Genomic DNA, 16302 nt, shown 5'->3' on the forward strand with positions numbered 1-16302 from the left:
AAGGGTGTCATATAGTGAGCTTTCTTGAAAAAATGGATTCTAGCCACACGGCCTTAATTATCGTCGATGTACAAAATGATTTTTGCCATATTGATGGCAGCTTAGGAAAACAGGGACTTGATGTAAGCATGGTGGATGATATGATGCCATCTCTTCACGGGTTAATTGAGCACGCAAAAGCACAGCATCTTCCTATCATTTATGTTCAAACGATTCATGAGGATTGTACCGATTCAGAGACGTGGAGCCACCGTTTAAAGGGGATAAACGAAAGAAATGTGTGCCGAAAGAATACGTGGGGAGCTGGCTTTTACAAAATTTCACCAGAAGCTAATGACATTGTGGTGATTAAACACCGTTACAGTGCATTTATCAACACAAGACTTGATTCAATTTTACGGTCGATGAAGATCGACACGTTAATTATGACGGGAGTCAGTACGAATGTTTGCGTTGAATCGACGGCTCGTGATGGATTTATGCTTGATTATCAGATTATTTTCCTCTCAGATTGTACAGCAGCCTACTCGAGGGAAGAGCATGATATGACGCTAAGCAATATTCATCAATATTTTGGTGAAGTAGCGGATTCAAATAAAGTGATAAGCATGCTTAATTTAGAGAAGACTACATAGAGGTTCAAACAAAAAGAAGAGTCTGCCACAGATGGCGGACTCTTCGTATTTTAAACAAGTTTTAATGATTGTTTTAGAAGTAAATATTTTTTCATTTCCCACAATAAATGATACAATTGTGCTTCTGTTTCAAATGTTTCCCACGTTTTTGGGAGAGGTGTTTTCTTAAATTCCTCTTCTAAAACAGTAAGTTTGGATAAGAAAAGTTTTGCGGTATTCCCTCTATGGATACATAAGCTAAGTTCTTCAATGAAGTCCGCAACTAGATATCTTTGCTCAAGCTGAGAATCAATCGATGTCATAATATCTAGTAGACGCTGAATGATTTCAAACTGCTTTTCGCGAATGGAAAAATAACTGTAATAATAGTTTTCGGATTGAGTTAAATGATTTTCCACGTCTCTAGATGCTAATGTTTTAGCGGTCTTTAATAATTTCATGGTTGCTTCAATCTCATGATCTTCCCATTTCTTCTCGCTTGTTCGCAAATATTCCACGATTAAAAGAAGAATAGATTTAAAGCTTTCCTCTATTTGCTTTTGCATCACTTTTAATTGCTTATCCAAGCTAGGCATATACAAATTAACCAATAGGGCAGATCCAATCCCGATTACGATTAAACCCATCTCATTAAAGACGACATCCCAGGTTACATGATTAGTCGAATAAATGTGTAAAATGATAACGGTACTGGTTACAACCCCTTCGTTTATTTTTAACCATACCGTTGTAGGGATGAAAAATAATAACAATAGCCCAATGACGATTGGATGAAAACCGATTCCTTCAAAAAAGATGAAGGAAGCTGGAATCGCAAGCATACAAGCAAGAAATCGAGAGCTTGCACTTTTAAGTGATTTTTTCTTTGAATTCTGTACACAAAGAATCGTAATAATAGCTGAGGAAACATAGAAATTCAATTGACATAACTGGGCTAACATGATTGCTAAAGACACAGCTGCTGCAGACTTAAACGTTCGATACCCAATTTTATATTTCATCTTGTTTATTAACTCCTAATTTTTTGTTTAAAAAGATTGTTTATTTGAATCACTGCTAGATTCAAAACAAACTGTATGTTCTTGTAGTTTTCTGTGGAAATAAATGCTTCTAATCTTTCTAACGTAGGAGATTGTAGCATAAAAATTTGTTTTGTAAATACCTTTTTGCCAGATTTCCTTACACGTTTTTTAAAAAATTATGACATTTTCAATTAGTCCAAAAATCTTCTCATATAGTAGCTAATCGTTTATGATAAAGAAAAGAATATTTTTGATTAATGACTACTAGGGGTGCCTTTCTAGGCTGAGAAAAAAACGAACGAGTTTTTTAACCCTAAAAACCTGATCTGGATCATGCCAGCGGAGGGAAGTAGCGATCATACCATTGTCTATTTTCTAGTTTGTCTACAGGTCAGGTCTGTCTATACATTACAGATCTGGCCTTTTTATTTATATTGAAAGTCGGCAAATCCAAACGCGAGTGAGACAGATGATCAAAGATATCTTTTTAAAAAACAAAAAAGGTGGTTTTTATCATGAAAAGAATTTATCAATTAGCGTTAATGGGTGTGTTTACGGCGATCGCAACCTTTGGTTCCACTGTCCTTTGGTTTCCTGCAGGTGTGGCGAAGGCCTATCCAGTTCAGCATGCGGTGAACGTAATAGCGGCTGTGCTGCTCGGCCCAATACCAGCTGTGATCATTGCTTTTGCGACAGGGTTGCTTCGAAATTTGATGGGAACGGGTTCGTTGCTTGCTTTTCCTGGAGGGATGATTGGAGCATTATTAGCAGGGTATATCTATAAGAAGGTGAAACGGACTTGGGGGGCTTCGATTGGAGAAATCATAGGAACAGGATTCATCGCTCCTTTTGTTTCGGTACCATATGCACAACTGTTAATGGGAACTAAGGTAGGAGCGCTCTTTTTCTGGCCGCCGTTCTTGGTCAGCAGTGTGGCAGGAGCTATTATTGGTTTGCTCCTTGTCAACCGTATTCTCAAAATGAATCATCCTCTTGCAAAAATGAATGTGATGATTGATAAAAAGTAGGTAGCCTCAAAGAAAGGTGCAAGTTGAGTGCTAATATGATAGATGATAGAAGGTTTTGGATCAAACCGCTTTTAGGTTGGTGAAATCCAGAACCTTTTCATTTATAAAAAGATCTTCATCTTTATGTGTTATTGACAATACTGAAAATATTATTAATACTTTTTTAAAAGACGTTATAAAATGAAAGTGAAATGATTGGCTTTGTTAAATAGTATTGTTGAAAAAATCAACAAAGTTATTAATATAGCCAAATGATTAATAACAGTACAATTGCTGCTTTCCTTAAAGAAGAAGGGTAGGAATAGATATTTTTTAGTGAATAGCTCTTTGATGTAAATGGAGTAAAAGAACACTCAAAGATAATCAAAGAATATCCGCTAAAATAGGAAGGGAGTAGAAAATGGTATCATTTGAGCAAGCGAATCCATTTCGGCGAGATAGCTATGACTCGCTTGAAAGTTTTGTAGATCATATAAGTGAAGTGTTGGGATGTCCAATCACACTTGAGGATACCCATCATCGCTTATTAGCGTATAGCAGTCATGATGAGGAAACTGATTCTGCTAGAATCTTAACTATTATTCGCCGCAGAGTACCCGAAAAAGTCATCAATCGCTTATGGAAGGATGGGATTATTCCTCAGTTGTTAAAAAGCAAGGAACCATTGCGCATTGAAGAACGCTCTACGATTGGTTTAGGCAACCGAGTTGCAATCTCCATCTGGAGAGGAGATGAAGTACTAGGCTATATATGGGCTATAGAAATGGAGAATCCGTTATCTGAAACTGCCCTTCAATTACTGTGTCAAGCAGCATTAACGGCAAGACATTTACTTCTGCGGTACGGAAAGAATAAATCGTATATGACAAGTGACAATCAAGAGTTCTTCTGGAAGCTGTTGACGGGTCATTTAACCGATCAAAATGCGGTGAAGGAAAAGCTTCAGGATGTAGGCCTATCCATGCCTCCTTCCTTTGCTGTGGCGGTATTTGAATTTGCAGAAACGATTAGCAAGGATTTGGATAAACAAATATCCTATTTATTAAAAACAACAGAAAAGGTGAAAGCTCCTTTCTATACAGTGGATGATAAAGACCTCATCATTTTAGCGTGCTTAGAGGATAACGAAATTAAGGCAATGGAAACGTATAAAAGCTTCGTTTCTACTTTTCAAAAGCATATGGCTGACCGCTTTGGGGTTTTTCACATAAAAGCTGGGATTGGAGGAATCTATCATCTATTTAATTATGTCGTGAAAAGCTACAAAGAGGCTCGTACTGTACTCGAGGTCCAAGAGAAATTCCCTGCAGAATCCTCCCATTTTATTAGTTACCAGGACCTTGGCATTTATCAATTTTTGGATTTGCTTTTAGAAAAGCGCCAAAAGGATGGTTTTGATAATATCGCTATTCAAAACCTAGCTAATTATGATAGAAAACATCACACTGAATTATTGCAGACTCTTGAAGTATTTTTAGACGAAAATGAAAGTATGCAGAAAACATCAGCAAGTTTGCACATTCATGGGAATACCCTAGCCTATCGATTAAAAAGAATTTCTGACATTATGGAAGTAGATCTGACACAACCAAACCAAAAGTTTATGCTCTACCTCGATTTAAAGCTTCTTAAATGGAAGAAAAAATAACATGATTTGTGAGTTCTCACAAACGGATGGGGACAGATTCTCTTTTTAATACAAAGAAAATAATAAATATTCGGTTTATGATAAAAGTAAGTTAATTAACGTTTTGATAAACCACTTGGGAGGGAATATTTATGATTATTGGTGTAACGAAAGAGATTAAAAATAATGAAAACCGTGTAGGAATCACCCCATCTGGCGTTCTTTACTTAACGAAAAATGGACATGATGTATTAATCGAAAAAGGTGCTGGAGTTGGAAGTGGCTTTGCAGATGAAGATTATGCAAAATCAGGTGCGAAAATCATTGAGGCTGCTGCAGATGTGTGGAATACTTCTGAAATGATTATTAAAGTAAAAGAGCCGCTTCCCTCTGAATACCAATATTTCCGCAAAGGTTTAATTCTTTTCACGTACTTCCATTTAGCGGCGGAAAAACCATTAGCCGAAGCTTTAGTAAAAACAGGTGTAACAGCTATCGCTTATGAAACCGTTGAAAAAGATGGCAAGCTTCCATTGTTAATGCCAATGAGTGAAGTAGCCGGTCGTATGGCTACTCAAATTGGGGCTCAATTCCTTGAAAAGCCATATGGCGGTAAAGGAGTCCTTTTAGCAGGGGTACCAGGAGTGAAGAAAAGCAATGTAACGGTTATCGGAGGCGGTGTCGTTGGAACAAACGCAGCGAAAATCGCAATTGGCCTAGGTGCAAATGTTACGATTATTGATTTAAGTCCTGATCGTTTAAGAGAATTAGATCTTCTATTCGGATCAAGTGTGAATACAGTCATTTCAAATCCAGTGAATATTGAAGAAGCTGTTGTTGAGTCAGACCTTGTTATTGGAGCGGTATTAATCCCTGGGGCAAAAGCACCGAAGCTTGTTTCTGAAGACATGGTGAAAAAAATGAGCGAAGGCACTGTCGTTGTGGACGTAGCAATCGACCAAGGTGGTATTTTTGAAACAGTTGACCATATCACAACACATGACAACCCGACATATGTCAAACATGGTGTTGTTCATTACGCCGTTGCAAATATGCCAGGTGCGGTTCCAAGAACATCAACGATTGCATTAACAAATGTAACGATTCCTTATGCACTTGAAATTGCAAATAAAGGCGCTGTTAAAGCAATTGAAGAAAACACAGCGATTAAAAAAGGCGTTAACGCATATAACGGTCACATAACATTTGCTCCTGTAGCAAGAGATCTCGGACTAGATTACCTATCTGTTGAGGATGCTATTAAGGATGCTGCGGCAGTTTAATCATAATTAGAAAAAAGGGAGTGCAGAAAAGTAAATCTTTCGGCACTCCCTTTTGATTTACTGATAAATATGCTTAGAGAAAACGCAAATATATTGCGAAAAAGTAAATATATCTTTTGAAAATGCAAATATATCTACGAAAAACAAAATATATCTGTGAAAAGAGACCGCTGATACAATATTAGTTTTTTTTCACAACTGGTATCCAAACGTAGCTTTTGTAATCTGCACTCGTAATATCACCTGGGCTGTATAATTCAAGCTGTGGTGCGTGAATAGGTTCATAGCCGCTTTCCGGAAACCATTCTGAAAAAATACGTTTCCAAACATCTTGAAGAGCATCTGGCAATGGTCCTTTTGCTTCAAAGCATGCCCACGTTGCAGCTGGAACATGTAGAGAATCCATACCGGTTGGGATGTCATTGCCATCATTCACAGCTGCAATATAATAATCAAATTGCTGAAGATCATTAGAGAAGTTAGCACAAATTCCCATAACGCCCATCTCTTGATTCATACTCATGGATTCGATTTTTTGATAAGACCCATCTTCCATGCATTCACTCCAAAAAAGAGGAATTTGTTTAAACTGCTCATTACTGACGCATGATACACTTATCTTTTTCCCGATTACTTGAAATTCATCTTTTTCAAAGATTGTAACCTTCATTTTTTACTCCCCTTTCACTGTGGAGTGAGCTGTTCCTCTTCTTTTTCAACATGTATATCCAATTTTTCTGTACACCATTTACAAAATAAAGCATAATCTTCGATGACCTGTTTTTTATAGGTCATCGAAATAAAGGTGACCTGTGTACAAAACGTTTCGAATTCATCACCAATTGCACGGATTATTTCTTTTTCGCTATGATAATCTAATAGCTCTCGCTGCACATCGCCATCTGCTCTTGCGTGGATTTTGGCTGTAATTTCTCCCATGATTTCAAGAGTCGAGTCTAACTTTTCAATAGTTGGTACATGCTTAGTCTTCACTTTCTTTTTGTATGGAGAACGTTCTCTCACGTAAAAATATTTTCCATCTATCGTCATATAGCCAAGGTATGGATCTTCAAGATGATGCATCATTTTTTGTGTAGTGGTCACTCGTTCTCCTTGATGTTCATATTTTTGCCAAAATGGTTCGTGATAAGGCAAGAAATAGCTTGGAATAGGAGATCTCACTTCTTTTACTTCTAATACGAGATCATCAAACTCATCTTTTCCGCCTTCAACAAGGATATAGTAGCGTTTTAATCCAATTGAAGCCGTACCTGATCCAAATTTTCGTACGACATCCTTTATTTTATAATGTTCTTGATTGCGCCGATCTTCTGTATCTATCGTTTCGATGTAGTTTTCCCAAGCTTGCTCTAAAGCAGATCGTTCTTCGTGTTCCACCGGTTGAATCTCATCAGAGTAAACAAAGCTTCGCTGCTTGTGCTCATTGATAACAGTAAGCTCTTCGAGTAGTTGATTGGACTTGCGTTTTTCTAGTTTTTTTAGAATGTTTCGGACGGGCCCTTCTGTATTCTTTTTCGAAAAAAACAAGGTGACGGGGTCATCCTTCTTATTGTTGAATCGCTTCATTTGCTTATAATAAGACTTAATATAAGTGTGAATTCTTTTTTCTTGATCTTCTACACTGAGTTCAAGTGTCTCGCAAATTAAGGCGATGCTCACTGTCATTCGAAGTACGTCATATAAGTAAGAGCCAATATATCCTTCATCAAAATCATTGACATCAAATATAAGGTCTCCTTGTTCATTTTGGAACGCTCCGAAATTTTCAAAGTGTAAATCTCCTTGAATCCAAGTCGATTTATCTTCTGGAGTATGGTAGGAAAAAGGGATCTTTGTCATATCGTAATAAAATAAATAGGCACTTCCTCTATAGAAGCGGAAAGGGCTCTCCATCATTTGCCGATACTTCTCACGCTTTTGCTCCAAGTCTAATCCGATTACCTCATCATCCATTTGATGCAAGATCGTTTCAAGCACATGCTGGCGAAGCATTGTCCGTGTATCTCTAACCTTTGTGAGCCAATTATTTTCCATCTTAAAAATACCCCCATTTACATTATTTTAGACTTAAAAGGAAAAGCGAAAGACAGCCTGCTTAGATGTTTTTAAACAAGGTTCTTTCGCTTTCTTTTGTGTATATCTTCGATGTACAAATGATTAAATTAAATCGATTTTTCAATATTTTTAACCATTAATCTAAAATGATTAATTTTTCGGGGGCAAAATGATAGCCCCCTTATGTAGTAGATGCTTAGATGTGTGATGTAATTAATTCAAGCTTTCCTGTTAGAAGGAAATCATTAAATCCAGAAGGGAGAAGGAAGTGTGTTCCTTTATGTAATGGATACTTCTCGCCGTCTTTTAATAGAGTACCTTCCCCTTCAATCACGCTGCATAAAAGAAATGGATAGGATTGTTCGAAGCTAGCTTCTCCATTTATTTCCCATTTATAGACAGTGAAATACTCTCCCTCTACAAATTTTGTGACTTTGGCATTCTCTTTTTCAAGGGTTTCAAAGTTGAGAGATTGAGATGCGTGCGGAACTGCTACCACATCTTTAGATTGTTCTAAATGAAGCTCTCTAAGATTTCCTTGTGCGTCCTTTCGATCATAGTCATATAATCGATACGTCGTGTCAGAATTTTGTTGCGTTTCTAAGATAAGTGTTCCTTTGCAAAGTGCATGGATCGTTCCGCTTGGTACGAAGAAGAAATCTCCTTTTTTAACTTTCACTCGTCGGAGTAAATGGTCCCACTTGCCACTGTCCATCATGTCAACAAGCTCAGCTTTTGTTTTAGCAGTATGTCCAAAAATGAGCTCGGCTTCTTCATCACAGTCAATGATATACCAGCATTCTGTTTTCCCTAGCTCGCCATTTTCGTATTCCTTGGCATAGGTATCGTTTGGATGCACTTGAACAGATAAGTCATCATTTGCATCTAATATTTTAATAAGAAGTGGAAATTTCTCACCTTCAAGATTTCCAAATAATTCACGATGATTTTCCCATAGAGATCCGAGCGTCTCGCCTTTATACACTCCATTTCTTACAATGGATTGTCCATTTGGATGAGCAGAAATTGCCCAGCATTCACCAATAGGTTTTTGGGGGATATCGTAATGAAACACTGTTTTTAATTGCTGTCCGCCCCAGATTCTTTCTTGAAAAATAGGAGAAAAAAAGATTGGCTCCTTCATTCATTGATCACCTCATAACATATTTTACTATATAAAAGGAAAAAGACCTTCCCTTTTTACAAACTTTGTTTATAAAAAGATAATTTTTCCATTTGTTTTTTAAGTAAAAATCTAAATGTGATAAGAATAAGGCATTTTTCCCTTCTTAATATCAATCTTGATCATGGGATTTTATAATAAGGTTAACGAAATGGAGGGAGATTGCATGAAGGTCATAATTGCGAGTGATTCATTTAAAGGGAGCTTATTTTCAATGGAAGTAAGCCAGGCTATTACTTTAGGAATAAAGGAGATTTTTCCAAAAGCGCTTGTTATTTCGTTTCCATTAGCGGATGGAGGAGAAGGAACAGTAGAAGCGTTAGTAGCGGCAACAAATGGACAAGTGGTATATAAAACCGTCACCGGACCATTAGGTGATCCAACACATGCGATGTATGGGATCGCAGGGGATGGGAATACAGCGGTCATTGAGGTTGCGGCAGCGTGCGGATTGCCTCTTCTTGCAACAGAGCGGCGTAATCCACTTATAACGACCACGTACGGTGTGGGAGAATTGATCCTTGATGCGATCGAAAAAGGCTGTCGGGATATTGTCATTGGATTAGGCGGCAGTGGAACAAACGATGCTGGAGTAGGGATGCTTCAGGCACTTGGGTTTCAATTTTTAGATAAGAATGGTGAGGAAATTGGCTTTGGAGGAGGAGAACTCCAAAAAATTTTCTCGATTCATGATCAAAAGGTACGTACCGCTGTAAAGGAATGTACCTTCCGAGTTGCTTGCGATGTGAAGAATCCGCTGCATGGGACAAATGGAGCTGCTTATGTTTTTGCTCCTCAAAAGGGTGCCGCAAAGGAAATGGTATCAGAGCTTGACGAAGGATTAAGGCATTTTGCTGAAAAAGTCTCTTCTTCACTGCATATAGACGTACAAAAAATTGAAGGAGCTGGGGCCGCAGGAGGCTTGGGCGCTGCATTTGCAGGCTTTTTAAATGGAAAACTTCAATCAGGAATTGAGCTTGTTTTAAGCTTAATTCACTTTGAAGAAGAGCTAAAGGATGCTGATTTTGTCATAACAGGAGAAGGAAAGCTCGACGGGCAAACTTCCATGGGAAAAACCCCATTAGGAGTGGCGAAGCTTGCAAAAAAATATGAGATTCCAGTCATCGCCCTTGCAGGCAGCGTTACGCAAGAAGCAGGTTCATTACATGAAGAAGGAATAACTGCTTTTTTCTCGATCGTGAACGAACCTATGAATCTCGGAACCGCAATGGATCATGATGTGGCATTTGCTAATTTAAAAGGAAGTGCAAGTCAGATTTTTCGGTTGATAAAAGGGATTAAAGGGTAGATAGAGGTTGAGTTAAACAAAGGGCCTTCATTTTTCAAAAAGCTTATTTTTTAGGATTATTTTGATTGAAACAACCAATAACCTTTGGTGGAAACTATTTTCATATTCATTTCTGAAAATATATTTTATACTAGGACAGGAGACTAGAAAAAGGTTGTTTGTTGATGAAAATTACTATTAATCCATACACTAAAGAGACGCAGCTAGTTGGCATTATTCCAAAGGTTATTATGGATCACTATTGTATTGAGTGTTCTAGTTATGAAGTATATATGCTACCTGGGTTTTTGAAGCATTTACAAAGAAGAGGGCATTGGAAGGATTTTCTAAAATATTACGAGGAGATCCCATCTGCAATTGCAAATCCAGATTATGTTGGCCAAAATCCTAGAGAGCCTGGGACGGTAGAATTATACAAAGTAATGAGAAATTATGTACTAATTGCCATTAAAATGAATCCAGATAAAAGGTTATTCTTGGGATCCTTTTACACGCTAGATAGTGGAAAAGAAAAAATTAAAAAGCGTTTACGTGTTGGTCGTATTCATCCTTTTTCTTATTTTATAAAGCTGCATAAATGTTAAAAAATGTAATTTAAACACTACAAAATGTAGCGTAGAGTTTACAAAATTAGCATATTTGGTTATTATATAGATAAGTAGTAAATATTAATAACAGTAAAAGTTATTTGAGGTGGGAAAGGTTCCCCACGCGCTGCTATTGGGTAGTTACCAGAGATCAGGATTGCCGCCCTGCTAATAACTTTTATGAATGGTAAAGCCTCCTTTCTTGTGAAGGGGGCTTTTTTACAGGATATTCTTTAAATAACCGACCATATACAAAACCTCTTTTGTATATGGTCGGATTTTTATTTGTGGCAAAAATTGAGTTCCTGCTTACTTCCCAATCGCTGAAGGGTATACATCTGCTGGAATCGGACATATATAGCCGTCTTCCCCGATGGTTTGAGCGAGCTCTGCCTTTGCCTCTGCAATAAGTTCAGGCTTTTGTAATAATTTAAGTGCTGTCATTGAAAGTACCTTTGCCACCTGCAGCATCCCTTTGTGCGCATAGGAGGTTTTTCCTTGTGCTACGACCTGCCAAGTATGAAAGGGGGTGCCAATCGCGCAAGTTGTGAAGTGGCACTGGGCTGTTGGGGTGATCCAGCTCACATCTCCGACATCTGTTGATCCTGGAAGAATGCCAACTCCTTTTATATATGGCTTTACTCCGTCAGCAAGTGGTTTGTTTCGTGATATGGAGCTTCCGGTTAATTCTCGAAAAGCGGTTCTCATATCCTCGGTAGACAAGGTGGATTGGATGTTTCCTGCAAATTGCAGTTCTTTTTCTGTATAGGAAGGAAGGCCGAACTCTGCGATTGTGTCAGACATGACTTCACTAATCACATCGTTCGGGATATAGTTTGAACAAGCTTTATCAATGACGATTTCGACCTCAGTCTCTGTCATTAAACAGGCGCCGTGAGCAATCTTTTTCACTCGTTCGAAAATTTCCTGTACTTGAGTCATATGAGGGGCGCGAACTAGATAAAGGACCTCTGCGTATCCTTGTACGACGTTCGGTGAGATGCCTCCAGAATTTGTGATTGCGTAGTGGACTCTTGCTTGATCGATGATATGCTCACGTAAATAGTTCACACCAATATTCATAAGCTCAACGGCGTCTAAAGCGCTTCGTCCTAAATGAGGGGATGCGGCTGCGTGGGAAGTCTTTCCTTTAAACTGAAAATAAACTTGAATATTTGCAAGACTGCTTGCTCCCATTGCATAGGAGATCGCTCCAGGATGCCAAGTAAGGGCGACATCTACATCGTCAAAAACCCCTTCTCTTGCCATAAAGGTTTTCCCTGAGCCGCCTTCTTCTCCAGGGCATCCATAAAATCGAATCGTACAAGGAATATCATGTGCTGTTACATATTCTTTTAAAGCGGTTGCCGCTGCTAAGGCTCCTGTTCCTAGTAAATTGTGGCCGCAGCCGTGTCCATTTCCATTTTTTATGATCGGTTCTTCAAAAGAAATTCCCTCTTTTTGGCTTAGCCCAGCTAATGCGTCATATTCTCCCAAAAATCCAATAACAGGTTTTCCACTTCCAAATTCGCCGATAAAAGCTGTTTCAATATTGGCGGCATTCTTTTTTACGGTAAAGCCTTCCTTTTCTAATGCTTCTATTAAGAAGGAAGAAGACTTGAACTCTTCGAATCTTGTTTCTGGATTTGCCCAAACATAATCACTTATATTTGTCCACTTATCTTTTGTTTTTTCAATAAATTGATCTATCCACTTGTATTCGTTCACGAAATTAGCCACTCCCTTAAAATTGTTCAGCACATATCAATGTATAAAATTAACGTTAAATATATTTTAACATCAAAACAGTGAATTTCTAAATAAACAAACAATGAATATTGAAACTATTCTAGTAATTAAGACTCTTTTTCACGAAGACACTTGAAGAATTTGTGACATTAATTTAAAATGATGTTAGATTTTTTAACGCAAATTTGGAAATTGAAGTCCCAAAGGTCATGCGGAGTTAAGAAATAGAGTAAGAGTTTTTACCTATTATTGATTGTTAAGTTGTGTATAAATGAACAGGTGGAAAGCGGTTTGTAGAAGAAATGAAGCCGGTTGAAACGGAGAAGCTATTTATTTTCTTGGCAGGTAAACTAGCGGAAAAGAGGAAGAAAAAAGGACTAAAGCTTAATTATCCAAAAGCTTTCGTGCTGATTTGCTGTTTTTGCTAGAGGAGCTTGATAAGGAAAAATTGTAGCTTTGTTCATACAGGATAAAGTAAAAATGAGCGTTAGTCGAAGCAACGCTCATAAACTTCTTGATTCACGGTGTCTATATAATGAAAGATTTTTAGCTGTAAAATGGTTTAGTTATTTTGGACAAATCTTAACAGTTCGAACGCACGGTCACCTGCTTTTTCAGCGAGTGTTTCCCATATTTGATCTCTAAGCAGATCTAATTCAACTATTTTTTTCGCAAGCTCAATGGCTTCTTTGTCAATCATTGTGATATCTCCCTCGTTTGAAAAATAAAATTAAACTTTTGTAAATATTCGCTAAAAAATAATCACCAGAAACATTGTCAAATGCATCAATGAAACAATCTAAATCAAGTATTTTTCTATTGCTATGGCTATTTTATTCGAAAATAGAGAAAAAATCATCTAAACTGTAAGAATAACTGACATATTTTATTTGGAAATGTAATATTTTCTTACAAATAGTATGAACATTTATTGAAAAAACAGGTATAATGATAATTATTAATTAGAAATCTTAACTTCATGGAGTGAGAAAAAATGGAAAACGAACCATCCTACAAAAAACGAAAAGTGATAACGATCGGTGTTGTGAGTGAATTAACAGGATTAACAGAAAGGCAAATTAGATACTATGAGCAACGGAAGCTTATTTTCCCTGAAAGATCAGAAAAAGGGAACCGGAAATATTCTTTTTCAGATGTTGAGCGGTTAATTGAAATTGCTAACAAAAGAGAAGAAGGTGTACGAACTCACGAAATTAGGCAAGAAATCATTAGAAAGAATCGAGAGGAGGAAGAAAGGAAAGTCCGCAAGCAAATGCTGCGAGGCCAAATTAATGCGCGATTTGGGATTCAAAACGATTAATCCAAAAAAGGATAATCATTACACCGCTCAGAAAGTACCTAGTAACCTTATGCTTCTTTATAGTTAACCTGAATGATCAGGAACGCTATATTCATCATATTGGTTACTGGGTATTTTTGTTTGAGCATTTTTTCTAAAAAGCCCCCTTCTAATTTGGAGATATCAACTATTGATTCTTATATAGTGAATCCATTAAACTGTAGTTTGCAACAGTATGAGGATTCATGGAGAGATGTAAATGGAAAATCAATCATTAAAAATGTATGAAATATTTGAAGTATGTACGCTCGCCGGTAAAATTATGCTTCAAAATGGAGCGGAAACTTATCGAGTAGAAGATACGATGAAAAGAATTGCAGCCTCCTATGGGATCTTGGAATCAAATAGCTTTGTTACACCAACGGGCTTAATTTTTTCTCTTGAAAAATCAGGAGAAGTAAAAACAAAAATGATTCGAATTAATGATCGAACCACCAATTTAGAAAAGGTAACGAAGGTCAATAGTATATCTCGAGATATTAGCAATGGAGAGGTTTCGGTCCAAGAGGCTCAACGTTTATTAAAAGAAGTAAATGCAGCTAAGGCTACATATCCGCTAAGTGTTCAAATTGGAGCGGCTGCCCTATCAAGCGGCTGCTTTGTCATTATGTTTCAAGGAACATGGAGTGACTTCCTCCCTGCTTTATTAGCAGGAGGTATAGGCTTCCTCTGCTTAACCTATTTTCACTATTTAGTTCCAATTAAATTTTTCTCAGAGTGTTTAGCCTCCTTTATTATTGGAATTGTAGCTTATTTTTTTGTAAAAATGGGCTTTGGAGATGAAATTGATAAAATTATTATTGGTTCTGTTATGCCGTTAGTGCCCGGCGTTTTAATTACGAATGCGGTAAGAGATTTAATGGCCGGAGATTTAGTGTCAGGATTGTCAAAAGGAGCGGAAGCTTTTTTAACTGCTTTTGCGATTGGGACAGGGGTGGCGATTGTATTTCTATTGTTATAAGGAAGGAGAATAAGATGTGGACGTATTTGAACAGCTTGTCACAAGCTTTATAGCCTCAGCTGCCTTTGGTGTCCTCTTCCATGTCCCGAAGCGTTCCCTGTTATTGTGTGGATTCGTAGGCATGGCTGGCTGGCTCATCTATTATGAGCTTGAGCATAAAGGGATAGATATGATTCCAGCCACCGTAGCGGCTGCTTCGTTTGTATCCATTATTAGCCAAATAATAGCCAAAAAATATAAAATTCCTATCATCGTTTTTACTGTTTCAGGGATTATTCCTTTAGTGCCCGGGGGTATGGCTTATCATGCGATGAGAAGATTTGTAGAAAATTACTATATTGAAGCGATTAGCATCGCTGCAAAAGCTTTTATGGTTTCAGGTGCGATTGCGATTGGGCTAATTGTTTCAGAAGTGATCAACCAAATGATTCGAAAGTCAAAGCTCGTTTCGAGAGGAAAAGGATGAAGTTTTCTTTTATTTAAACATATATGGGTAGGAATGTGTGCATGCTTAAAAATAGCATGCTTTTTTTCATGCAAAAAAATAAGATAAGGGGTTAATCAATGATTTATGATTGCATCATCATTGGAGGGGGAATTGCAGGCTTACAGGCTGCTATCCAATTAGGGAGATATAAACATCGAGTAATCGTCGTCGATTCTAATAATGGAAGATCGAACTTATGTAGAAGTTATCATAATGTTTTAGGGTATCCAGATGGAATCAGTGGTCAAATATTACGAAATATTGGGACAGGGCAAGCGAAAAGCTTAGGGGTAGAATTTTTATATGACAAGGCTGTAAAAGCAAAAAGAAATGACAACTTTGAAATAACGACTGAATCTGGTGATGTGGTTTTAGGAAAGAGAGTACTAATCGCAACAGGTATAATGGACCGCATTCCCCGAATTCCCTATTTGCTTCCTTGCCTGGGAATAAGCATTTATGTTTGTCCGGATTGTGATGGCTATGAAGTAAAAGATATGCCAACAATTGTCATTGGATCTGGCGATGTTGGAGCGAATATGGCATTGACGCTTACATATTGGACAAACGAACTTATTTTTATTAATCATGCGGAAACAAAGGTAAGTGAGGATTTACTAATCAAGCTAAAAGATAAACATATTCAATACATTGAATGTGCTGTTAAGGAAGTAGTGGCTGATAGATCTAAATTGAAAGCCTTGGTCTTATCAAATGGTCAAAAAATAGCTGGAGAGCACGCCTTTATTGCTTTTGGCGGAAATGAAGTGAGATCGGAGTTGGCAAAGCAATTAGGGGTAGAACTGCTTGAAAACAAGCATATTGTTATTAACCCTAGAACGAAAATGACCAACATTCCTTATGTTTGGGCTGCAGGGGATGTAGCCGCTCACTCCGAACAAGTAACCATTGCGATGGGAGAAGGATCTCAGGCTGCCATTTGGATACATAAATCGTTGCTGGAAGAAGGGGGCTTCTGAGCTAAGTTAGTTAAA

At 37.6% G+C, this 16302-nt stretch carries 17 protein-coding genes and 1 riboswitch; of the genes, 11 read left to right on the forward strand and 6 right to left on the reverse strand.

The window, feature by feature from the left end:
* Window positions 1-14: 14 nt before the first annotated feature.
* Window positions 15-635 (forward strand): cysteine hydrolase family protein, encoded by a 621-nt coding sequence (locus FDO66_RS02710; protein ID WP_258535542.1) that lies wholly within the window; start codon window positions 15-17, stop codon window positions 633-635.
* A 50-nt stretch (window positions 636-685) separates the two neighbouring features.
* On the opposite strand, the gene FDO66_RS02715 is transcribed toward FDO66_RS02710, so the two are convergent.
* Window positions 686-1636, reverse strand: coding sequence for an aromatic acid exporter family protein (locus FDO66_RS02715; RefSeq protein ID WP_141430869.1), 951 nt, complete (start codon window positions 1634-1636; stop codon window positions 686-688).
* A 277-nt stretch (window positions 1637-1913) separates the two neighbouring features.
* Window positions 1914-2022, forward strand: a riboswitch (TPP riboswitch).
* A 150-nt stretch (window positions 2023-2172) separates the two neighbouring features.
* On the opposite strand from FDO66_RS02715, the gene thiW reads away from it, so the two are divergent.
* The 3 genes from thiW to ald all read left to right on the forward strand — a co-directional run bounded on the left by thiW (window position 2173) and on the right by ald (window position 5595).
* Window positions 2173-2685 carry an energy coupling factor transporter S component ThiW gene (gene thiW, locus FDO66_RS02720; protein ID WP_141430870.1) on the forward strand — a complete coding sequence of 171 codons (513 nt, stop codon included), beginning with the start codon at window positions 2173-2175 and terminating at the stop codon, window positions 2683-2685.
* A gap of 400 nt (window positions 2686-3085) precedes the next feature.
* Window positions 3086-4333 carry a helix-turn-helix domain-containing protein gene (locus FDO66_RS02725; RefSeq protein ID WP_141430871.1) on the forward strand — a complete coding sequence of 416 codons (1248 nt, stop codon included), beginning with the start codon at window positions 3086-3088 and terminating at the stop codon, window positions 4331-4333.
* A gap of 131 nt (window positions 4334-4464) precedes the next feature.
* On the forward strand, window positions 4465-5595 hold the full coding sequence (ald, locus tag FDO66_RS02730) for an alanine dehydrogenase (RefSeq protein WP_141430872.1): 1131 nt from the start codon (window positions 4465-4467) through the stop codon (window positions 5593-5595).
* A 181-nt stretch (window positions 5596-5776) separates the two neighbouring features.
* On the opposite strand, the gene FDO66_RS02735 is transcribed toward ald, so the two are convergent.
* From FDO66_RS02735 to manA, 3 genes are all read right to left on the reverse strand, one after another.
* The gene (locus FDO66_RS02735) at window positions 5777-6265 is read right to left on the reverse strand and encodes a GyrI-like domain-containing protein (RefSeq protein WP_141430873.1); all 489 of its coding nucleotides are present in this window, start codon (window positions 6263-6265) and stop codon (window positions 5777-5779) included.
* A 14-nt stretch (window positions 6266-6279) separates the two neighbouring features.
* Window positions 6280-7650 (reverse strand): DUF2252 domain-containing protein, encoded by a 1371-nt coding sequence (locus FDO66_RS02740; RefSeq protein WP_141430874.1) that lies wholly within the window; start codon window positions 7648-7650, stop codon window positions 6280-6282.
* Between the two features lie 217 nt (window positions 7651-7867).
* The gene (manA, locus tag FDO66_RS02745) at window positions 7868-8815 is read right to left on the reverse strand and encodes a mannose-6-phosphate isomerase, class I (protein ID WP_141430875.1); all 948 of its coding nucleotides are present in this window, start codon (window positions 8813-8815) and stop codon (window positions 7868-7870) included.
* A 205-nt stretch (window positions 8816-9020) separates the two neighbouring features.
* On the opposite strand from manA, the gene FDO66_RS02750 reads away from it, so the two are divergent.
* Window positions 9021-10163 (forward strand): glycerate kinase family protein, encoded by a 1143-nt coding sequence (locus tag FDO66_RS02750; protein WP_141430876.1) that lies wholly within the window; start codon window positions 9021-9023, stop codon window positions 10161-10163.
* Between the two features lie 164 nt (window positions 10164-10327).
* Complete coding sequence (locus tag FDO66_RS02755; protein ID WP_141430877.1) at window positions 10328-10747, forward strand: PBECR3 domain-containing polyvalent protein; 420 nt, start codon at window positions 10328-10330, stop codon at window positions 10745-10747.
* A gap of 312 nt (window positions 10748-11059) precedes the next feature.
* On the opposite strand, the gene FDO66_RS02760 is transcribed toward FDO66_RS02755, so the two are convergent.
* Window positions 11060-12478: a M20 family metallopeptidase gene (locus FDO66_RS02760; protein WP_141430878.1), complete on the reverse strand. Its 1419-nt coding sequence runs from the start codon at window positions 12476-12478 to the stop codon at window positions 11060-11062.
* Between the two features lie 323 nt (window positions 12479-12801).
* Here FDO66_RS02760 and FDO66_RS02765 point away from each other — a divergent pair, with 323 nt between their 5' ends.
* Complete coding sequence (locus FDO66_RS02765) at window positions 12802-12927, forward strand: urease subunit gamma (RefSeq protein WP_141430879.1); 126 nt, start codon at window positions 12802-12804, stop codon at window positions 12925-12927.
* Between the two features lie 134 nt (window positions 12928-13061).
* On the opposite strand, the gene FDO66_RS20680 is transcribed toward FDO66_RS02765, so the two are convergent.
* A complete protein-coding gene (locus tag FDO66_RS20680; protein ID WP_181444420.1) occupies window positions 13062-13199 on the reverse strand; it encodes a hypothetical protein in 138 nt (45 codons plus the stop codon).
* 294 nt (window positions 13200-13493) lie between these two features.
* Here FDO66_RS20680 and FDO66_RS02770 point away from each other — a divergent pair, with 294 nt between their 5' ends.
* The 4 genes from FDO66_RS02770 (at window position 13494) to FDO66_RS02785 (ending at window position 16287) form a co-directional block, all read left to right on the forward strand.
* Window positions 13494-13820 carry a MerR family transcriptional regulator gene (locus FDO66_RS02770; RefSeq protein WP_141430880.1) on the forward strand — a complete coding sequence of 109 codons (327 nt, stop codon included), beginning with the start codon at window positions 13494-13496 and terminating at the stop codon, window positions 13818-13820.
* A 238-nt stretch (window positions 13821-14058) separates the two neighbouring features.
* Window positions 14059-14820, forward strand: a complete 762-nt coding sequence (locus tag FDO66_RS02775) for a threonine/serine exporter family protein (protein WP_141430881.1) — start codon at window positions 14059-14061, stop codon at window positions 14818-14820.
* A 16-nt stretch (window positions 14821-14836) separates the two neighbouring features.
* Window positions 14837-15286, forward strand: a complete 450-nt coding sequence (locus FDO66_RS02780) for a threonine/serine exporter family protein (RefSeq protein ID WP_141430882.1) — start codon at window positions 14837-14839, stop codon at window positions 15284-15286.
* Window positions 15287-15384: 98 nt separating this feature from the next.
* Window positions 15385-16287 carry an NAD(P)/FAD-dependent oxidoreductase gene (locus FDO66_RS02785; protein ID WP_141430883.1) on the forward strand — a complete coding sequence of 301 codons (903 nt, stop codon included), beginning with the start codon at window positions 15385-15387 and terminating at the stop codon, window positions 16285-16287.
* Window positions 16288-16302: the final 15 nt, after the last annotated feature.

It is taken from the genome of Bacillus sp. 03113, assembly GCF_006546985.1.
GTDB lineage: Bacteria > Bacillota > Bacilli > Bacillales > Cytobacillaceae > VATK01.